Here is a 20,728-nt window from a genome sequence, read left to right as displayed (position 1 = left end):
TGCCTTCTACAGGAGACCTGTTCCATTGACTCGAAATATTAAGAGAGTGAATGCTACTACGAAAAGGGAGGGCTTCAAGATGAGAAAAGTATTGATCTTCGGGGGAACACGCTATTTCGGACGACGCTTAGCGATTCGGTTAGCCGATTCGGGGGATGATGTGACGATCGTCACACGCGGTGAGCATACTCCACCGGTCGCAAAGGGCTTGACATTCTTTAAAGGGGATCGGACGTCGAGTAGTACGATGAAGGACTTGAGCCAACAGCACTGGGATGTCATTTATGACAATATCTGTTTCACGCCGTATCAAGCAAAGCTCGCGGTCGACGCGTTTGAAGGAAAAGTCGGACGCTACGTGTTGACTTCGACGATGTCTGTCTATGAAGACGGTGGTGCGAATATCACCGAGCGTGCCTACAATCCGTTTCCCGGGAAATATGACCTTGAGAAGGAACATGGATATGGCGAAGGGAAACGCCAAGCGGAGAGTTATTTCTTCCAACGGGCGACATTCCCAGTCGTTGCCGTCCGTTTCCCGGTTGTTCTCGGACCCGATGACTATACGGAGCGACTTGTCTTTCATATCAAGCGGGCGCTTGGCAGCCGTCCGATCGTTGCTGAAAACACATACGCAAAGATGGGTTATATCTCAAGTTACGAAGCCGCTGCCTTTCTTGAGTGGTGTGGTCGCTCGGAACTGACGGGACCGATCAATGCTGCAAGTGACGGTGTCTTATCGATTCAAGACCTATTGGATAAAATCGACCGCGTTGCGGGAACGACAAGTCAACTCGTCGCAAAAGGAGAGGATGAATCACCGCTTGCGCCAGAACGCGATTTCTATATGGATACAACAGCTGCGAAACAAGCGGGCTATCTGTTCCAACATGTCGATGACTGGCTCGATCGTTTGATTGAAGAGGAGGTGCGCAATCACCAATGATGCAGTTAATGAAACCAACTCTTGCGTGGGAGACAGAGTACCGCGCCTTTTTAGAAGACTGGCGAGAGTCGGGCGAAACGATTGTGCCGGAAGCAGTCGGAGACACATATGAACCGCTCGGCGCTTATTTTGCGGAACTCAAGGAGATGGAGACGACGGTCAGACCGGGTCTTGTCACCCATTCGACGTACTGGATGGTCGACGGGCAACGAATCGTCGGTGCGCTGAACTTCCGGCATGATTTGACGGAGAACTTGAAGTTATACGGCGGACATATCGGATACGGGATCCGACCATCTGAGCGTCAGAAAGGGTATGCGACGACTGGTCTTCGATTGGCGCTTGAAGAAGCACGACAACGTGGACTGGATCAAGTGCTACTGACGTGTGGCGTTGATAATCTAGCATCACGTCGTGTCATCTTAGCGAACGGCGGACGAGAAATCGAGCCGACTGTTCGTAATGGACGCGAAACACGTCGCTTCATCATTGCGTTATGAATATTCGTAAAGCGCGTCTTGAAGATGCGTCAGCCATCGCGCGCGTTCATATCGATGCCTGGCGCGAGACGTATCAAGGGATCATCCCGGCTCCGTATTTAGCACAGTTGTCGCATGCGAAACGGACGAAACAATGGGAGCAGACGTTAGTCGATGAGCGCGTGTATGTTGTGGAATCAGAAGACGAAATCGTCGGATTTGCGCAAGGCGGACCGAATCGAAGTGATGCGCGTGAAGGGGAGCTCTATGCGATTTATGTCTTACAAGCGTCTCAAGGGCAGGGATTCGGGAAAGCGTTGTTTCACCAGATTGCTGATGATTTAGCGGAGTATGAGACGATGCAGGTTTCTGTCTTGCGAGATAATTCTGCGTGTCGGTTTTACGAACGATTTGGTGGTCAGGTCTTCGAAGAATCGACGATTGAGCGTGGTGGAGTCGAACTCGTACAACGGATTTATCGGATACCTGTTAAAAGATCATCCGTATGAAATCGGACGTTTTCAACATCTTAAGTGTGATTCCATGAAAATGAGAGGTCGGGCTCCGGTATGTCATCCGGAATCCGACCTCTCATCATTTACAGTCATTCACATATATCTCAAGAATGATTCGTTACTTTTTCAAACAGACTCGTCGAGTGTTGCGGGTGACGAGCAGATGGATCAACGAGAAGCTTCGCTTGGTTAACGGCGATCGGTGCTTCACCGAATCCTGTTGCGATCAGTTTAACGCGTCCTTCGTAAGTCGCAATATCACCACAAGCGAAGACACCTGGAATCGCTGTCTCCATCTTCGAGTTGACGCGAATCGAATTGCGTTCGAATTCAACTTCCCATTCTTTAAGCGGTCCGAGTGACGAGACGAAACCGAAGTTACAGACGACATCGTCAGCAGCAACGACAACGACTTCGCCGCTTTCAGCATGTTTGAACGTCAGCGTCTCGATGTGCGTCTCACCTGTGACCGATTCAAGTGTATATGGTGTCATGACGTTGACGGACGAATCGTGTAACAGTTCGACCGAATGTTCATGGGCACGGAACTTATCGCGGCGGTGGACGAGCGTGACGGATTTTGCGATCGGTTCAAGCATCAATGACCAGTCGACTGCTGAATCGCCGCCACCAAGCAAGACGACTTGGCGATCCTTAAAACGCTCCATGTCGTTGACGAAATAGTGTAAGTTCGTCTCTTCGAAGCGTTCTGCGTCCGCGACGCCGAGTGGACGTGCAGCGAACGAGCCGTTTCCTGCCGTCAAGATGACGGTCTTCGTATAATGCTCGCCTTTGTTCGTGACGAGGCGGATGATTCCGTCATCCATACGTTCGTAAGCGATGACGGTCTCACCGAGCACGTACGTCGGATCGAATTCATTTGCTTGTTCAAGCAATCGATCGACCAGTTCCTGCGCTTTTACTTTCGGAAAACCGGCGATATCGTATATATATTTTTCAGGATAAAGTGTAGCGAGTTGACCACCTAATTGAGGTAGACTCTCGATGACCTTCGTCTTCATCTGGCGCATCCCTGAATAAAACGCGGTGAACAGTCCGACCGGACCGCCGCCGATGATCGTGACATCATATGGTTGGTGCATCTGATTCCCTCCTAGCGTTGGATAGGTCTATTATATAGGAAGTAGGGGGTTAGGGTGCAAGTGCGGGACATCTCACATTTTTTTAAGGGAAATGACATTTTTCTTTTGCAATCATTCCTAAAAAGTGTTTCAATAGGCTTATAGACATGTGAACATTATTTGAACAAAATTTTTGAGCATTCGTCTGTAATTGAATGTGAAGAAAATCACAACAAAACTACGATTCGTAAGGAGTATCAGAACATGAACACACCTAACATTGTTATTCTTGGAGCGGGCTACGGTGGATTGATCACAGCAGTCAACCTTCAAAAGAAACTAGGCGTCGATCAAGCGAACATCACGCTGATCAACAAACACGACTATCATTACCAAACAACTTGGTTGCACGAACCAGCTGCAGGTACGATGTCTGCGGAGCAAGCGCGCATCTACATCAATGATGTCATCAACCCGTCACGCGTCAAACTCGTCAAAGGTATCGTTGAGAAAGTCGATACGGCTGCTAAAACGGTTCTCTTACAAGATGGCGGAACAGTCCCTTATGATTACGTTGTCGTTGCTCTCGGTGGCGTTCCTGAAACATTCGGTATCAAAGGATTGAAGGAACACGCGCTGACAATCAGCTCGTTGAACAGCGTCCGTAAAATCAAGGAACATATCGATTACTCATTCGCACAGTACAAAACAACAGGATCACAAGATCGTTCACTCTTGACGATCGTTGTTGGTGGTGCTGGATTCACAGGAATCGAGTTCATGGGTGAACTCGTCAACCGTATTCCAGAACTGTGCAAACAATATGATATCCCACGCGAACTCGTTCGTGTCGTCAACATCGAGGCAGCACCGACAGTCCTTCCAGGATTCGATGCAGATCTCGTCAACTACGCACACAAATGGCTCGAGCGTCAAGGTATCGAGTTCAAACTCGGTAACGGCATCAAGGAATGTGGACCAGGAAGTGTCACATTCGGTCCGCTTCAAGGCGACACAACTGAAACAATCGAAGCGAACACGATCATCTGGACAGGTGGCGTCAGCGGTAACCCTGTCGTTGCAGCATCTGGTTTCGAAGCAATGCGTAACCGTGTCGTCGTCGAAGAAGATCTCCGTGTTCCAGGACACGACAACGTCTTCATGATCGGTGACTGTTCAGCAGTCATGGATCCAAGTTCGAACCGTCCGTACCCACCAACTGCACAAATCGCGACACAACAAGCACACAAAGTCGCTGAGAACATCGCAGCACTCATCGCTGGTCGTCAAACATCGACGTTCACGTACGAGAACAAAGGAACGGTCGCTTCACTTGGTCATAAAGACGGTATCGGCATGGTCTTCGGTAAGAAGATCTACGGCCGTAACGCATCGTTCATGAAAAAAGTCATCGACAACAAACACTTCTTCGAACTGAAAAAACTTGGTCTTGCGATCAAAAAAGGGAAGTTCTAAGTTCACGTTTTAGGCAAATGTACACTCGTGCATTTGCCTTTTTTGTCGGTTATACTAGAAGAGATTCAAAGGGGGAACAGTATGCATATCATTCAAGCCGTGATCGGGAGTGTGCTTTATCTCGTCATGTTCTTCAGTATCGGATTCATCTTAAACATGTTGTTGCGGAGTACATGGGTGATGCTCGTACTCTATCCGGTCATCATCATCATGATGATCGACAACCAATCGACGCTCGAATACTTCACGAATGCTCGTGAAGCGATTCCGAATCTTGGGGACCGGATTGCTGGTCTACAGACAGCGGATATCACGATGTTCGCGGCTGGTCTTGCCGGAATCATCATCGCCGGTCTATCGATTCGCTTCTTGCGTAAGAGCGGTTACCAAATGTTTTAAAGTCTACTTGAGTAAGTAGGCTTTTTTCGTGTCTGAAAAACCGTTATAATAAAAACAATGTCTTTAAATAAATGTGTAAGAGCAGATTGGGTTGAGAGCGAATGGATAAACAAATGTACCACGTTATCAAGGTATTGAATAATAATGTCGTCATTTGTTCGACTGGTGCGAATCAGGAAGTCATTATCCTCGCAAAAGGGATTGGCTTCGGTCGGAAGCCAGGCGATCAACTGACAGATCTCGACAAGTTGGAAAAAGTCTACACGTTGAAGGATAAAGAAGAACAGGATCAATATAAGGCGCTCGTCGGTCACCTCGATGAAAATTTCATCGCGCTGATGAATGAGATCGTCTCGATGATTGAGACACGCTTCGGAAAAAAGGTCGACGAACATATCCATATCGGATTGACGGATCATTTGACGTTTACGTTCAAGCGACTAGAACAAGGAATGGAAGTCACGAATCCGTTTCTTGCCGAAACGGAAGCCCTGTATCCAGAAGAGTACGCGCTTGCAGAAGAAATCGTCGAGTTCATCAGTGCTGAGATGAATTTTTACTTGCCTCCAGCGGAGACAGGATTCATCGCACTTCATATTCATTCAGCGACGAACTTCAAAGACGTACTCGAAGTCAACCGCCATCATCAGCTCGTCGGTTTAATCGCTAGTCATATCGAGCAGCGACTGGAGATTAAAATCGACCGAAAATCGCTTGATTACAAGCGTCTGATTCGGCACCTTCGTTCAGCGATTGAAAGGGTTTCCAATGGGGAGTATCTAGAGGCTCCAGAAAAAGTAGAAAAGCTATTGCGTGAAGAATATCCGCTATGCTATGATACTGCTTGGGAGCTGATGTCCATCATGGAACGTCAGTTGAAGAAAGCGGTACCGCGCGGTGAGGCGACGTATCTTACGATGCATCTGCAACGCTTAGTGCAGTACGATTCAGGTAAATGACCGCACGGACTACGTGTTACTGATACGATCAGGCATGAGTGGGATGTCGGGCAAGAAGCTTTATTTCCGTTATTCAACGGGATAAGTCTATTGTCTACAATCCGCTCGTGCCTGATTTTTTTCTGTAAAAAAAACGGTCAGATGTCTGACTTTTTTCGTCTCAATCATTGGCATTATTCATCATACTTCGCTCTTAACAGGAAAAGGAGGAAACACACATGTTCAAACAGATTTTTGCTGTTCTTCAACGTGTCGGTAAAGCGTTGATGCTTCCTGTAGCGATTTTGCCAGCTGCCGGTATCCTACTCGGATTCGGTAACGCGATGCAAAATCCGAACTTGACGTCAAAACTCGAGTTCTTGAAAAATGATGCAATCATCAAGGTTGCAAAATTGATGGAAGCAGCCGGGGATATCATCTTCGGTAACTTAGCACTCTTATTCGCGGTCGGTGTCGCGATTGGTCTTGCAGGGGACGGCGCAGCCGGACTTGCGGCAATCGTCGGATTCTTGATCATGAACAAAACAATGAGCGTTTGGCTCGGCGTTACACCAGAAATGGTTGCTAACGGTCAAGGGTATGCAAACGTACTCGGTATCCCAACACTTCAAACTGGGGTATTCGGTGGTATCATCATCGGTCTGATCGCAGCTTGGGCGTATGGGAAGTACCATAATCTCGAATTGCCACAGTTCCTCGGATTCTTTGCTGGTAAACGTTTCGTTCCAATCGTTACTGCTGTCGTTTCATTGTTCGCAGGTCTTGTACTTGTATTCGTTTGGCCGTTCGCTCAGGACGGATTGAACACATTCTCCCACTTCATGATGGAGAAAAACCCAACACTCGCAGCATTCGTCTTCGGTCTCATCGAACGTTCGTTGATTCCATTCGGTCTTCACCACATCTTCTATGCACCATTCTGGTTCGAATTCGGTTCGTACACGAATGCAGCAGGTGATGTCGTTCGTGGTGACCAAGCGATCTTCTTCGCTCAATTGAAAGATAACGTTGAATTGACTGCTGGTACGTTCATGACTGGTAAATTCCCGTTCATGATGTTCGGTCTTCCAGCGGCAGCTCTTGCTATGTACCACGAAGCTCGTCCTGAGCGCCGCGCAGTCGTTGGTGGTCTTCTTGGATCAGCAGCACTTACAGCATTCTTGACAGGTATCACAGAGCCAATCGAATTCGCGTTCTTGTTCGTTGCTCCAATCTTGTTCGCAGTTCACGCAGTCTTCGCAGGTCTCTCGTTCATGACGATGCAATTGTTGAACGTTAAGATCGGTATGACATTCTCTGGTGGTTTGATTGACTTCCTTCTCTTCGGTGTTCTTCCAGGACGCACGCAGTGGTGGCTCGTCATCGTCGTCGGTCTTGCACTCTCTGTCATCTACTATGTTGGATTCCGTTTCGCAATCCGCAAGTTCAACCTGAAAACTCCAGGTCGTGAAGATGCAGCGCAAGAGACTTCATCTGCTCAAGGTTCTGAACTCGCTGAAGGTATCCTTGATGCACTCGGTTCAGAGTCGAACATCAAACACTTGGATGCATGTATCACACGTCTTCGTGTCGAAGTTCTCGACAAATCGAAAGTCAACAAAGATGAGTTGAAAAAATTAGGTGCTGCTGGTGTCCTTGAAGTTGGTAACAACGTTCAAGCGATCTACGGACCGAAATCAGACAACATCAAGTCTGAAATTCAAGCCGTCATCGCATCACGTAAACAAGAAAAAACAGTCTGATGTTTTTAAAGTGAGTCCTTCTGCGGAAGGGCTCATTTTTTTTGGAAAAATCTTTTAGAATCGTTTTGCGCTAGAATATTTTAGGGTATGAATTAAGTAGTTTGTTTAAAAAAAGGAGGGAATATACGCATGTGGAAAAACGTGTTTGGTGTCTTACAGCGGATCGGTAAGGCCCTGATGTTACCGGTAGCGATTTTACCGGCAGCGGGGTTATTGCTCGCGTTCGGGACAGCGTTTCAAAACCCGAACTTGACGCAATATTTACCGTTCCTCGAGAACGATTCGCTAGTCGTCATCTGGCGAGTCATGCAGGATGCGGGTGATATCATCTTTGCGAACCTCGGATTACTGTTTGCCGTCGGGGTCGCGATTGGTCTTGCGAATGGGGAAGGAGTTGCCGGTCTAGCAGCGATCGTCGGTTTCTTGATCATGAACAAGGTCATCAGTTCGTTCTTACAGATCACACCAGAAAAAATCACGGAAGCACAGAAGGCGAGTGACTTGTCGTATGCGACGGTCCTCGGGATACCGACCTTGCAAATGGGGGTATTCGGAGGGATCATTGCCGGTTTGATAGCAGCGTACAGTTATAATAAATTCTTTAAAATCAAACTGCCTGATTTCCTCGGATTCTTCGCAGGGAAACGTTTTGTTCCAATTGCAACTGCCTTATTCAGTCTTGTCGCCGGGTTTGCCTTATCGTATATTTGGCCACCGATCGGCAGTGGAATCAACACATTCTCGAAAACAATTATCGAAGCGAACGAACCGTTGTCTGCCTTTATCTTTGGACTCGTCGAACGTTCGTTGATTCCGTTTGGTCTTCACCATATCTGGTACTCAAGCTTCTGGTTCCAGTTCGGGGAATATACGGATAAAGCAGGAACGATCATTAATGGGGATCAGCGGATCTTCTTTGCACAGTTGAAGGACGGTGTACCATTCACGGCAGGGACATATATGACCGGGAAATACCCATTCATGATGTTCGGTCTGCCAGCAGCCTGTCTTGCGATGTACCATACGGTCGCAAAAGATCGTCGTAAAGCCGTCGAAGGTCTCTACTTCTCAGCGGCGTTGACTTCTTTCCTGACTGGTATCACGGAGCCAGTCGAGTTCTCCTTCGTATTCGTCGCACCACTCTTGTTTGCCGTTCACGCTGTCTTTGCAGGTCTTTCATTCATGATCATGGATCTACTGAACGTCAAGATCGGGATGACGTTCTCCGGTGGATTGATTGACTACACGTTATTCGGGATTCTACCGAACCGAACCTCGTGGTGGCTCGTCATTCCAGTCGGTCTTGTCTTCGCCGTCATCTATTACTTCGGATTCCGCTTCGTCATTACGAAGTTTGATTTGAAGATTCCAGGACGCGAAGCGATTAAAGAGGGTGCCGCTACCTCAACGGCAAAAGCAGGCGATCTACCGTATGAAATTCTACAAGCATTCGGTGGTCCATCAAACATTAAACATTTAGATGCTTGTATCACGCGTTTACGGATTACGGTTAATGATAAATCAGGTGTCAACAAGGATCGTTTGAAAGAGCTCGGTGCTGCCGGTGTTCTTGAAGTCGGAGATAACGTCCAGGCCATCTTTGGACCGAAATCCGATGGAATCAAGACCGAAATGGCAGATATCATGAAAGATCCAAATTATAAACCGAAAGAGACACCAGAAGCCGATCCAATTCCACAAGTACCAACGGGAGACGAAGCACGGACTTCTGGAGCTGGTACAGCAGATGCCGGTCCACTCGCTGGGGATCGTGGTGGGGCTTACGTGCCTGAAGATGGATATGTCGCACCATTAAGCGGTATCATTCGTTCTCTCGATGATGTACCGGACCAAGTGTTCTCCGGTCGCATGATGGGTGACGGATATGCAATCGAACCAACGGAAGGATATGTCGTCTCTCCAGTCTCTGGTGAGATCACGACGTTCTTCCCGACGAAACACGCGATCGGTATTCTTGCGGATAATGGAGATGAAATCTTGATTCACATCGGTATTGATACGGTGTCACTCGAAGGAAAAGGGTTCGAGGCGTTGGCGAAAGCCGGCGATCGTGTCGAACCGGGGACACCACTCCTCAATGTGGATCTTGAACAAGTACGATCACTCGTACCATCATTACTGACACCAATCATCGTCACGAATAGTGGGGATCGAAAAGTTGATGTTGATGTCGGACGGACGGTCGAAGCCGGAGAAGCAATTTCGTATCGTGTAGAGTAAAGAAGAAAAGCGACGGATCGTCATAGGCGATCCGTCTTTTTTGTGTGAAACGATCGTAGAGCACATTTGATAATGAGATTTTGCACATATGATGATACAATGAGTTAGCTATTATAAGAGTTAGCTAATTTTTTTAGAAATGAGGTGAGTCGATGTCTTCGACTACAACAAAAACGAATACGACACCTGTCGTCATCGGATTATTGATTGGGATTTTAGTCGCAGCAATGGATAACACGATCGTTGCGACAGCGATGCCAACGATCGTCAGCGAACTGAATGGTTTTGATCAGTACGCATGGGTCACATCTGCTTACATGATTGCAACCGTTGCCGGAATGCCGATCTTCGGTAAACTGAGTGATATGTATGGAAGAAAACGCTTCTTCCTCTTTGGGATGCTTCTCTTCATGGTAGGGAGTATCTTGTGTGGGATGGCGGATTCTATCATTGAATTGTCTGCGTATCGTGCCTTGCAAGGGCTCGGTGGAGGGGCGTTGATGCCGATTGCTTTTACGATCATCTTTGATATCTTCCCACCGGAAAAACGGGGGAAGGTCAGTGGCTTGTTCGGTGCGGTCTTCGGAATCTCTAGTATCTTCGGACCGTTGCTTGGTGCCGTATTGACGGATTCCCTCGACTGGCGCTGGGTATTCTATATCAATATCCCACTCGGCTTGATTGCACTTGGTCTCGTAACGGTCTTCTATCAGGAATCACCGGTGCACCGGACACAGAAAATCGACTACGTCGGTGCCTTTACGCTTGTCGCCGGATTGGTATTATTCTTACTCGCGCTCGAAATGGGTGGAAAAGAGTATGCGTGGTCTTCGCCACAAATTCTTGGTCTGTTCGGAGCAGCACTTGTCGCGTTCGTTGCTTTTGCGTTCGCAGAACGCCGGGCCGCGGATCCCGTTATTACGTTCAGTCTATTCCGCCGTCGCTTATTTGCGGCAACACAAGGCGTGGCGTTCTTTTACGGATTCGTCTTTATCTCGGCCAGTGTATTCATTCCAATCTTCGTGCAAGGTGTCTTTGGTGGCAGTGCGACGAATTCTGGTCTAATCCTGATGCCGATGCTGATTGCATCAGTCGTCTCGGCACAGCTCGGCGGGCAATTGCCGAATAAGTTCGGTTTCCGCAACATCATGATCGTCTCGGCTGTCTTTTTCTTACTCGGTGTCTATCTCCTCAGTACGATGACGCTTGAGACATCGCGGACAGCGGTAACGATTTATATGATCATTCTCGGCTTCGGTGTTGGATTCAGTTTCTCTCTGTTGAATCTAGCGAGTATCAATGGCATCGAGATGCAACGTCGTGGCGCAGCGACCTCGATGGGCTCGACATTCCGGACAATCGGGATGACGCTTGGTGTCACAGTCCTCGGAATCATCCAATCGCGGACGTTCACATCGGCTGTCTCCGATCGGTTACCTCAAGGCGGAGTGCCGTCGGGTGGACAGTTCCCAACGGCTGATGCGTTTGCGAAGATGCCACCAGAAGTCGCGACAGCAATCAAGACGTCGCTTGCAGAATCGATCTCAACCGTCTATTTCTGGGCACTGATTCCAGCAGTGCTTGGTGTCATCTTTATCTTCTTGATGGGGAACGAGCGTCCGATTTTATCGGAACAAGCAACGCCAGCGAAGAAGAAACAAGCTCAATAACCACCGTTTTAACAACGTCTTCTTTCTTATTAGAAAGAGGCGTTGTTTTTTTGTTTAACAGGACAAAAAAAGACGAACCTGGATTACTCCAGATTCGTCTGACAAAACTTATTTTTTGATGTCGAATGTCGTGCTGAGGAAGTCAACGACTTCTTCTGCCGTATCCATATCGAGTACTTGCTCGACGATTGCTTCACACTCTGATTTGTTGAGGCGTGTCATCAAGCTGCGTGCGCGAAGGACAGATGATGCTGACATCGAGAACTCATCAAGACCAAGACCAAGAAGGATCGGGAGTGCCAATTCTTCTCCTGCCATCTCACCACACATGCCGACCCATTTGCCTGCTTTGTGTGCTTCAGTGATGACGTTGTTCAAAAGGTTCAAGATCGCTGGGTTGAACGGTTGGTACAGGTATGATACTTTTTCGTTCATCCGGTCTGCTGCCATCGTGTATTGAATCAAATCGTTCGTTCCGACTGAGAAGAAATCGACTTCTTTTGCGAACTGACGAGCCATGACCGCTGTTGCTGGGATTTCGACCATCATACCGACTTCGATGTCTTCCGATACAGTGACGCCTTCAGCTTGGAGGTTTGCTTTTTCTTCAAGGAGAAGTGCTTTTGCAGCACGGAACTCTTCGATCGTTGCGATCATCGGGAACATGACAGCAAGTTTACCGTATGCGCTCGCACGAAGAAGTGCGCGTAATTGCGTACGGAACAAGTCTGTTTGATCGAGACAGAGACGGATCGCACGGTAACCGAGGAACGGGTTCATCTCGTGTGGGAGATCAAGGTACGACAATTCTTTATCGCCACCGATATCGAGTGTCCGGATGACGACTTTTTTATCGCCCATTGATTCGAGAACTGTTTTGTAAGCTGTGAACTGCTCGTCTTCCGTTGGGAATGTCTCTGCATCCATGTAGAGGAATTCCGTACGGTAGAGACCGACTGCTTCTGCACCGTTCTCAAGAACGCCTTTGACATCGTTTGGTGTACCGATGTTTGCAGCGAGCTCGACGTGATGACCGTCAGCCGTCATTGTTTTTTTGTTCTTGAGTTTTTTCCACTCTTCTTTTTGTGCGATGTATGCTGCGCGTTTTGCTTCATACTCAGCTACTTGCTCTTCGCTTGGGTTGACGATGACGTCACCTTCAGCACCATCAAGGATGAGAAGGTCGCCGTGTTTAACGTCCGTTAAAACAACTTTTGTTCCGACGACTGCTGGGATTTCGAGTGAACGTGACATGATGGCAGAGTGCGATGTCCGGCCACCAATGTTCGTTGCGAAACCTTTAGCATATTTACGGTTCAATTGAGCTGTATCTGAAGGAGTCAAGTCTTCTGCGATGATGATGACTTCTTCGTTGATTTGAGCTGGAGTGACGAACGTGATACCGAGAAGGTGAGCCATCGTCCGTTTCGTGACATCACGAACGTCTGCTGCACGTTCGCGCATGTATTCGTTATCCATTGATTCGAAAATCATGACCATCATGTTTGCGACTTCATCGAGTGCTTTTGCAGCATTTGCTTGCTCATCCTCGATTTTTGCGTTCACCTGACTGACGATTTCCGGATCTTCTAAGATGAGAAGGTGAGCCGAGAAGATCTCCGCTTTATCTGGACCTAATTCTTGTAAGGTATTTTCACGAATGACTTCGAGTTCCGTCTTCGATTTTGCGATCGCTGCTTGGAAACGTTCTTTTTCCGCAGCTGCATCCTCGATTTTGTGCGATGGAATCTCAAAGACCGGTGTTTCCATCACGAATGCCTTTGCAATCGCGATCCCTGCAGAAGCGCCAATTCCCTTGATATGTTGTGCCATGTGCATTACCCTCTTTTCAGTAAGTTTTTTTAACGCGATGACTTCGTTTCTTAGCTATCTATAGATACCCATAAACGCCTCTCTCTTAACGAGCCTTCTGCGCACTCTCCCTTGAATGAAAACGTAGACATTTCTCGGAACAGCAAACGCATCGTTTCTTGAAGTGTCTCAACATTTCACCCGTTTAATCCTATCATATTGTGAAACGGGCAACAATTGTTTGAAACCAAGCATTTCGACAAATTGTCGAACAGAAGTATTGAAAGCGTTTGCGGTCGGTCGAGAGGCTATCAGTTGGAAAATGACTGAAAACACTTCATACTAATAGATACTAGTCAAAGGGGGAGTTTTATATGCAAACGAATCAATCCGTAGATGTACTCGTTGTCGGGATTTCAGGAAATCAACCGCTCGATGAACGGTTACAGGCACTGTATGGTGACAAATTAGAAGAGTGGGTCCGTCAAGGTGATATCTCAACGAAACGCGGAGAACTCCGACTGTTGCCGACATTATCGGGAGACGTGGCACGTGTCTTGTTCGTCGGCCTCGGGAAAGTCGATCAGCTTTCGCAAGATGATTTGCGTCGCTTACTCGGAAAAGCAGCACAACATGTTAAAGCACGTCGCTTAGAACATGTCACAGTTGATGCGACGACATTCCCAGGACAACCGGTCGAACTGATTGCCGAGACATTTACCCTCGCTACATATGAGGTCAAGCATTATAAGACGTCGCCTTCTAAAGCATATACGTTACAACTGACGGTCTTACCTGAAGAGGAAGAAGCAGTACGCCGCGGGACAGTCTTGGCTGAAGCGACGAACTTAGCGCGTCGTCTCGTAACGATGCCAGGGAATCTCTTGACAGCGCCAGCACTTGCGGACGAAGCCCGTTTCATCGCGGAGCGTCATGGGCATGATCTCCGGATCATCGATAAGGAAGAGATGGAAGCACTCGGGATGGGCGCCTTGCTTGCGGTCAACCAAGGATCCGTCATTCCACCGAAATTGATCGTCCTTGAATATAAAGGTTCAGCAGAAGCACCAATCGCGGTCGTCGGAAAAGGCGTCACATTCGATACAGGTGGTTATTCCATCAAACCGAAAGACGGAATCGTCGGAATGAAAGGCGACATGGGGGGAGCAGCAGCGGTTCTCGGTCTGTTCGAAGCACTCGGTCAGCTGAAGCCAGATGTTCACGTCATCGGTGTCATTCCAGCAACAGACAACATGATTTCCGGGGATGCCTTCAAGCCGGACGACGTCATCACATCGATGGCAGGAAAAACGATTGAGGTCTTGAACACGGATGCGGAAGGACGGCTTGTCCTCGCAGATGCGGTCACGTACGTCAAAGAGTATCAGCCAAAAGCGATCATTGATCTTGCGACTTTGACAGGTGGTGTCCTTGTTGCGCTTGGAACAGAGATCACGGGTGCGTTGACGAATGATGCGTCACTTTACGAACGGTTTGAACAGGTGACGAAAGAGACGAATGAGATGATTTGGCAAATGCCGTATGTCGATGCCTTCATTAAACAAGTCCGCCGTTCGGAAGTCGCAGACTTGAACAACTCACCGGGACGCATGGGACACATGATCTTCGGTGGTGCGTTCGTCGGTGAATTCGTCGGTGATACACCATGGTTACATCTCGATATCGCAGGAACGTCGGAACAGAATCAAGCGTCCGAGATCGGTCCTAAAGGAGCAACGGGCGTTATGGTCCGTAGTCTGTACCGGTTCGTCGAGCAAGAAAAATGAGACGTTGGAATTTACTCGGTGTCTTGTTGACGATTCTTGCCGTCGTCTGGTACTTGGATGCGCGCGACCGCTTATCGCTCGGTCTCGCGACGTTCATCGGCATCTTCACCGTCTTATCACTACTGCGTTCTTTCCGGGAGAAGACGAATGCACGTCATCGGGATTGATGCAGCAAAGGCGGGGTGGGTCGTCGTTGTGTACGAAAACGGTCGTTACACGGGATCGGTCGAACCGACGCTTGCAAATATTCCTAGAGCTGACCGGATTTGGATCGACATGCCGATTGGTTTAACGGAAGGACGACGCGAAACGGATCAGTTATTGCGACAGGAACTACGACCTGGGCGGACGAGCAGTGTCTTTAATGCACCGTTCCTTAGTGCGCTGACAGCTTCTACCTATATGGAAGCAAATGATTTAGCCAAACAACATGCGGGGATCGGGCTTTCGAAACAAGCCTGGTACCTATTACCGAAAATCCGAGAAGTCCGCAGCGTATATCGAACGGAGATGATCGAAGCACATCCGGAAGTCTGTTTCGCGCGACTCGCCGGTCATCCGGCACGCTTTTCAAAGAAGACGATGGAAGGCGTCGCGGAACGGATTGAATTGCTCGAGCGTTTTGATTGCCCTCCGCTTTGGGAACAGCGTCAGCCGCATGTTGCGATCGATGATTGGCTCGACGCTTGTCTGCTTGCGACAGGTGCCCGTTTTCCATGTGATTACTTGCCGGCGAGTCGACCAGTGGATACGGAAGGATATCCGTTACATGCGGCTGTACCAAAAAAATCACCCTCACCGAAATGGTGTGGGTGATCCTTTGACGAAGTCCCAGATATAATGGAAAATCTGGGCGTTGTAGAGTGCTTTTAAGATGACAGCGATCAATGGTCCGAGAATCAGTCCGAAGACACCGAAGAATTTGATCCCGACGAACAGCGCGATCAATGCCGTGATCGGTTGAATCCCGATATTGTCACCGACGATCTTCGGTTCCATAATGTTGCGTTGAAGAATGACGAGAGCGTAGAGAATACCGAGTCCGATCGCAAGTGTCGTATCGCCCGTGATGATCGAGTAGGTGATCCAAGGCAGGAAGACGGAACCGGTACCGAGATACGGTAAAATATCAAAAAAGGCAGCAATAAAAGCAATTGCAAACGGATGCTCGACACCAATGATGAACAAACCGATCAAGACGATGAAGAACGTGATTGTGATCAAGGTGAGCTGTGCTTTGAGATAGCCGAATAAGGCGGACCGTAAGCTCAGGAAGACCGACTCGAAACGAGCGAACCAGGGAAGCATCTCATAACGTTTCAATCGCATCTCGTACCGGTGCCAATCTTTTGCGATGAAAAACCAGGCAAGTAAGACGATGACGAAAATCAATGCAATCGATGGTAATGTCGCAAGGATCGTCTGCAACATCATGGCGATACTTTTTGATCCTTCGCCAATCGCACTCGCAAGTGAACTACCGAGCGATTGGATACTGTTTTGAACCGTATTTTGTTGCGATGGTTCCAGTGAGCGTAAGGCTTCAGAAGCATCGTTCCAGATGGGTGCCAGTTTTTCGTTGTACAGCTTTTGAAAATACAGGCTCAATTCTTGGATTTGCGCCGGTAATTGATTCGCGACGAACACAAGACCACGTATTAACTGCATGATGATCAAGGCGAGCGAACCAACCAATAAGCCACTGATCAAAATGATCGATAACAACGCACCCCATCCGCGATTGATCCGTAACCGCTTTTGGAAGAAATCAACGAGCGGTCGGCTGAAAAGGGCAAGTAGAAACGCAAAGACGAATGGATACAAGATGGACGAGAGGCGGATGAGTAACCATCCACCAATTAAGAAGGCGAAGATCACCGTCAGGAACCGGGCCATTTGCCAAAGACGTTCAGTCGACACAAGCAACACCTCTTACTGGATTATGTATAATTTATTGATATCATCATATCATGTTTAGGTAGATTACGAGTCATTCAAAAGGAGGAGATCTCGATGCGTAAAAGAGAAATCGGACTAATTGCTGCATTGATTGCTGCGACATCTGTCGGAATCCGGGAATGGAAGAAAAATCAGGCGTTTGCGCAACACGTTAAACAGGAGACAGAAATGCGCGTACGCCAAGCAACCGTGGAGGGTCAGACAGATGGAACAGATGAAGACACTGCAACAAAAGGTTGATGCGACGATTCGCTCACTCGGCGGTTATTTTCGACCGTTATCTGGTCTCGCACGCCTGACGGAGGAAGTCGGAGAAGTCGGTGAAGCACTAGAACAAAATGATGTAGAAGTCCTGCGTTCGGAACTTGTCGACGTCTTGATGATCTCAACCTGTCTTGCGAATCAATACGTGACGAATCTTGCAAAACAGCATGAGACACTCGGTACGGAAAACGACGATCAGGACGGTTCATTTTATCGACTTGTACATGAGGCAGGGCAAGTTGCACGTGTCATGAACGGATATGAAGGCGATAAGCCACCGAAAGCGAAAGATACGATTGTTCCAATCGGTCATTCCTTAGCACGTCTGCAACGCGAACTGTTTCGTCTAGCACGACCGCTTCAACTTGATTTACTGACAGAAATCGACCGGACGAATGAGAAGAATCTGAAGCGGGATAAAACACGCTTCGCGTTGACGCGTGATCCCATCACGGAGGAGACGATTGATCATTTCCGGAGTGCGACAGGAAGTGAGGTGCGCCTCTGGGGAGCCCCTGTGTACGAGGAGAACCAAACGATAGAGGACAACATGGAAGCAGCATTACCGTCACTCCGACGTTTCATCCGATGTGCGCCGACTGAAGGAATCGAGGCATTCGTCTTCGAGGCACCGATGGAACGCTCGCGCAGTTTAGTTGAAGTGAAAGAACTAGCGGACGAAATGGGACGCTTGATCAAAGAGCGGACACCGCTTGACTTCAAGAATTCACCGTATCGGTTGGAAGTCTTTGCACCACAACTTGGTCCAATCTCACCGTATCATGCGGAAGACGACCATCGGATGTTCCTTGTTCTCTATATCGATTAAAAAATGATCCGCCTGCTTTTCGGAGCAAGGCGGATCATTTTTTAATGTGAATGAGACGATGTTGCCTCATCTTGAGTCTGCCATTTTTTCATGAAGCGCTGAATCCGTGCGATCGCTTCTTGGAGTTGTTCGATCGAACTCGCGTAACTTGCTCGGACATATCCCTCACCACTTGCTCCGAAGACGGATCCTGGAACGACGGCGACACGTTCAGCGAGTAACAATTGCTCCGCGAACTCTTCACTCGTTAGTCCAGTATGACCGATGTACGGGAAGGCATAGAAGGCACCGCCGGGTAAGTGTGTCGGAAGACCCGCATCGTTTAACGCCTTGACGAAATAGTTCCGGCGTTGCCGATAACTCGTCACCATGTCAGGAACCGTCTTATGACGTGAACGGAGTGCTTCAATGCCCGCGAATTGAACGAGTGTCGGGGCACACATCATCCCGTATTGATGCACCTTCAGCATCGATTGCGTGATTGAAGGTGGTGCACAAGTGAAGCCGAGCCGCCAGCCTGTCATCGCGAAGGCTTTCGAGAAACCGTTGATGATGATCGTCCGCTCCCGCATTCCGGGAAGGGTCGCAAAGCAGATTGCTTCCGTTTCGTAGGATAGTTCGGCATAAATCTCGTCACTGATGACGTATAGATCATGTTTTTGAACGAGTAGTGCAAGATCGGCGAGTTGATCGCGTGTCATCGTCGAGCCCGTCGGATTCGATGGGAAACAGAAAATGATCGCTTTCGTCTTGTCCGTTAGCAATTGCTCGATCGTTTCCGGTTGAATCGCAAAACCATCTTCTGCATGACACGCAGCGGCGACAGGAATGCCTCCAGCGAGTTCAATTAAAGGGGCATACGAGACGAACGCCGGTTCAACGACGATGACTTCATCTCCTGGATTGATCAAACTACGAAACGCAAGGTCGAGTCCTTCTGAAGCTCCGGTCGTGACGATGATTTCTTCCGTCGTCGAATAGGAGATGGCGAACTTTTCTTGCATATAGAGTGCGATTTCCTGACGTAACTCGAGTAAACCGGCGTTCGCACTATACGCTGTATAGCCTTGCTCGAGTGCTGCGAAGCTCGCTTCGCGAACATTCCATGGCGTGACGAAATCAGGTTCGCCGACACCAAGGGAGATGACGTCCTCCATCGATCCTGCTAAATCAAAGAAACGACGGATGCCGGATGGGGCTAGCTGTTCGACACGTTCAGATAGAGACTTCATGGAGACACCTTCAATCGTTTGTCGTCATCATCCTGACTGAAGAGAACACCATCGTGCTTGTAGGTCTTCAAGCGGAAATGAGTCGTCGTCGAGATGACGGAGTCGAGCGTCGATAATTTTTCCGAGACGAATTGAGAGACTTCTTGTAGCGATTTGCCATCAAGTACGACTTGTAAGTCATATGCGCCCGACATCAGATAAAGGGACGTCACTTCCGGGAAACGATGAATCCGCTCCGCTACCTCGTCAAAACCGCGTCCGCGTTTCGGTGTGACTTTGACATCGATGAAAGCTGTCACACCATGGTGGGCATGAATCTTTTGCCAGTCGATGACAGCGGTGTAACCAAGTAGGACACCGTCGCGTTTGAATGTCTCTATGGAAGCTGCTACTTCTGCCGCTTCCCAGTCGAGCATTTGCGCAAGCAAGTCCACGTCCATCGGACCATTTTGTGTTAATAATGCTAATAATTCGAGTTGTTTTTCGGTGTACATGGGATCACTCACTTTCTGTCAATTGACCATTGAAGGTACGGCGGGTCTGGCGCAATCGTGCGCGTCGCTCAGCCTGGACGATATGAAAGTTCTTCATTTCAGTTGTCGGAAGTTGGTGTTTTTCAACGAGGCGTTCAAAAAAGACGCGTCGCGCCGCATCCTGACGTGCGGATTCATGATTACCCGACGGATTGAAAGCATATAGGACGGTCGCGCGCGCCGGGTGCAGTATTAAATGATCCTTGCCGACGCGTAAGATCCAGTCCCAGTCCCAGTAGTTGAAGACGTCCTCGTCAAACGGACCGAGTTGATCGTGGAGCGATTTACGGTAGAGTGACCCGGACGGAATATACGTCGAGTCTTCTCGAATCGTCTCTGAATCGTACGGATACGCGAATGGCTCAGAATCGATTGCAATCCGGTGATCCTCTTCCCAGCGGTACGTAAAGAGTTCCGCGTCTGTATAGGTGAGATCGGCACCAGCTTCGAGATCGCCGACCGCTTCTTCGAGGTGACTCGGTAATAAGATGTCATCGTCATCATGAAGTAAGATATACCGACCGGAAGCGAGCGTGACACCATGATTTCGAGCACGAACATGATGGTTTTCAGGTAACTCGACATAGGTCAGTTGAAGACGGTCCTGATATGCAGTCGTCACTGCTGAGACATCGTCTCCATTATTGTTTAAGACGATGACTTCGAAGTCTTGATAATGTTGACGTGTCAACGCTTCTAGCGCTTCTGCTAATTCACGAGGACGATTGTACGTCGGAATGATGATGGATACGGTTGGCATCAGTGATCGCTCCTTGAACAAAGACACCTGTCCAGGAACAGGT

At 48.6% G+C, this 20,728-nt stretch carries 20 protein-coding genes; 14 read left to right on the top strand and 6 right to left on the bottom strand.

The features are described 5' to 3' along the window. Positions 1–79 precede the first annotated feature (79 nt). Genes P401_RS0110550 through P401_RS0110540 form a run of 3 tightly spaced genes read left to right on the top strand, consistent with a single transcriptional unit; the run spans position 80 to position 1,934 of the window. Positions 80–946 (top strand): NAD-dependent epimerase/dehydratase family protein, encoded by an 867-nt coding sequence (locus P401_RS0110550; RefSeq protein WP_029342413.1) that lies wholly within the window; start codon positions 80–82, stop codon positions 944–946. Further along, the gene (locus P401_RS0110545; protein ID WP_029342412.1) at positions 943–1,446 is read left to right on the top strand and encodes a GNAT family N-acetyltransferase; all 504 of its coding nucleotides are present in this window, start codon (positions 943–945) and stop codon (positions 1,444–1,446) included. The genes P401_RS0110550 and P401_RS0110545 overlap by 4 nt, the downstream gene beginning before the upstream one ends. After that, positions 1,443–1,934: a GNAT family N-acetyltransferase gene (locus P401_RS0110540; protein ID WP_029342411.1), complete on the top strand. Its 492-nt coding sequence runs from the start codon at positions 1,443–1,445 to the stop codon at positions 1,932–1,934. Before P401_RS0110545 ends, P401_RS0110540 begins: the two co-directional genes overlap by 4 nt. A 110-nt stretch (positions 1,935–2,044) precedes the next feature. On the opposite strand, the gene P401_RS0110535 is transcribed toward P401_RS0110540, so the two are convergent. Continuing rightward, positions 2,045–3,043 (bottom strand): NAD(P)/FAD-dependent oxidoreductase, encoded by a 999-nt coding sequence (locus P401_RS0110535; RefSeq protein WP_023469135.1) that lies wholly within the window; start codon positions 3,041–3,043, stop codon positions 2,045–2,047. A gap of 243 nt (positions 3,044–3,286) precedes the next feature. Between P401_RS0110535 and P401_RS0110530 the strand changes: the two genes are divergently transcribed. The 6 genes from P401_RS0110530 to P401_RS0110505 all read left to right on the top strand — a co-directional run bounded on the left by P401_RS0110530 (position 3,287) and on the right by P401_RS0110505 (position 11,509). Further along, positions 3,287–4,498: an NAD(P)/FAD-dependent oxidoreductase gene (locus P401_RS0110530; RefSeq protein WP_029342410.1), complete on the top strand. Its 1,212-nt coding sequence runs from the start codon at positions 3,287–3,289 to the stop codon at positions 4,496–4,498. Positions 4,499–4,579: 81 nt separating this feature from the next. Next, on the top strand, positions 4,580–4,897 hold the full coding sequence (locus P401_RS0110525; RefSeq protein WP_023469133.1) for a YuiB family protein: 318 nt from the start codon (positions 4,580–4,582) through the stop codon (positions 4,895–4,897). A 101-nt stretch (positions 4,898–4,998) separates the two neighbouring features. After that, positions 4,999–5,856: a glucose PTS transporter transcription antiterminator GlcT gene (gene glcT, locus P401_RS0110520; RefSeq protein ID WP_023469132.1), complete on the top strand. Its 858-nt coding sequence runs from the start codon at positions 4,999–5,001 to the stop codon at positions 5,854–5,856. A 218-nt stretch (positions 5,857–6,074) separates the two neighbouring features. Beyond that, entirely contained in the window at positions 6,075–7,598 is a 1,524-nt protein-coding gene (gene ptsG / locus P401_RS0110515) for a glucose-specific PTS transporter subunit IIBC (protein WP_029342409.1), read from the top strand. A gap of 129 nt (positions 7,599–7,727) precedes the next feature. Next, entirely contained in the window at positions 7,728–9,839 is a 2,112-nt protein-coding gene (gene ptsG / locus P401_RS0110510; protein ID WP_029342408.1) for a glucose-specific PTS transporter subunit IIBC, read from the top strand. A gap of 152 nt (positions 9,840–9,991) precedes the next feature. Further along, positions 9,992–11,509: an MDR family MFS transporter gene (locus P401_RS0110505; protein ID WP_029342407.1), complete on the top strand. Its 1,518-nt coding sequence runs from the start codon at positions 9,992–9,994 to the stop codon at positions 11,507–11,509. A gap of 108 nt (positions 11,510–11,617) precedes the next feature. On the opposite strand, the gene ptsP is transcribed toward P401_RS0110505, so the two are convergent. After that, complete coding sequence (gene ptsP / locus P401_RS0110500) at positions 11,618–13,342, bottom strand: phosphoenolpyruvate--protein phosphotransferase (RefSeq protein ID WP_029342406.1); 1,725 nt, start codon at positions 13,340–13,342, stop codon at positions 11,618–11,620. 353 nt (positions 13,343–13,695) lie between these two features. Here ptsP and P401_RS0110495 point away from each other — a divergent pair, with 353 nt between their 5' ends. From P401_RS0110495 to P401_RS0110485, 3 genes are read left to right on the top strand one after another with little or no spacing between them, the layout of a single operon-like run. After that, a complete protein-coding gene (locus tag P401_RS0110495) occupies positions 13,696–15,108 on the top strand; it encodes a leucyl aminopeptidase (RefSeq protein ID WP_029342405.1) in 1,413 nt (470 codons plus the stop codon). Then, a complete protein-coding gene (locus tag P401_RS18590; RefSeq protein WP_156772519.1) occupies positions 15,105–15,275 on the top strand; it encodes a hypothetical protein in 171 nt (56 codons plus the stop codon). The genes P401_RS0110495 and P401_RS18590 overlap by 4 nt, the downstream gene beginning before the upstream one ends. Further along, the gene (locus P401_RS0110485; protein ID WP_029342404.1) at positions 15,256–15,924 is read left to right on the top strand and encodes a DUF429 domain-containing protein; all 669 of its coding nucleotides are present in this window, start codon (positions 15,256–15,258) and stop codon (positions 15,922–15,924) included. Before P401_RS18590 ends, P401_RS0110485 begins: the two co-directional genes overlap by 20 nt. On the opposite strand, the gene ytvI is transcribed toward P401_RS0110485, so the two are convergent. After that, on the bottom strand, positions 15,904–17,028 hold the full coding sequence (gene ytvI / locus P401_RS0110480) for a sporulation integral membrane protein YtvI (RefSeq protein ID WP_029342403.1): 1,125 nt from the start codon (positions 17,026–17,028) through the stop codon (positions 15,904–15,906). The two genes, P401_RS0110485 and ytvI, sit on opposite strands and share 21 nt — an antisense overlap. Before the next feature lie 93 nt (positions 17,029–17,121). Here ytvI and P401_RS0110475 point away from each other — a divergent pair, with 93 nt between their 5' ends. Both P401_RS0110475 and P401_RS0110470 read left to right on the top strand, forming a co-directional pair. Beyond that, positions 17,122–17,307, top strand: a complete 186-nt coding sequence (locus P401_RS0110475; protein ID WP_029342402.1) for a hypothetical protein — start codon at positions 17,122–17,124, stop codon at positions 17,305–17,307. Then, positions 17,273–18,160: a MazG nucleotide pyrophosphohydrolase domain-containing protein gene (locus P401_RS0110470; protein WP_236627112.1), complete on the top strand. Its 888-nt coding sequence runs from the start codon at positions 17,273–17,275 to the stop codon at positions 18,158–18,160. The genes P401_RS0110475 and P401_RS0110470 overlap by 35 nt, the downstream gene beginning before the upstream one ends. Before the next feature lie 41 nt (positions 18,161–18,201). Here P401_RS0110470 and P401_RS0110465 read toward each other — a convergent pair whose 3' ends face one another. The 3 genes from P401_RS0110465 to P401_RS0110455 are packed head-to-tail and all read right to left on the bottom strand — an operon-like array spanning position 18,202 to position 20,685. Further along, a complete protein-coding gene (locus P401_RS0110465; RefSeq protein ID WP_034786083.1) occupies positions 18,202–19,392 on the bottom strand; it encodes an aminotransferase in 1,191 nt (396 codons plus the stop codon). Further along, complete coding sequence (locus tag P401_RS0110460) at positions 19,389–19,886, bottom strand: Lrp/AsnC family transcriptional regulator (RefSeq protein ID WP_029342399.1); 498 nt, start codon at positions 19,884–19,886, stop codon at positions 19,389–19,391. The genes P401_RS0110465 and P401_RS0110460 overlap by 4 nt, the downstream gene beginning before the upstream one ends. A 4-nt stretch (positions 19,887–19,890) precedes the next feature. Further along, on the bottom strand, positions 19,891–20,685 hold the full coding sequence (locus P401_RS0110455; RefSeq protein ID WP_029342398.1) for a glycosyltransferase family 2 protein: 795 nt from the start codon (positions 20,683–20,685) through the stop codon (positions 19,891–19,893). Positions 20,686–20,728 lie beyond the last annotated feature (43 nt).

This window comes from Exiguobacterium acetylicum DSM 20416 (assembly GCF_000702605.1).
Classification (GTDB): domain Bacteria; phylum Bacillota; class Bacilli; order Exiguobacteriales; family Exiguobacteriaceae; genus Exiguobacterium_A; species Exiguobacterium_A acetylicum.
Note: the sequence above shows the minus strand (reverse complement) of the source record. Positions and strands in the feature narration are given on the sequence as shown.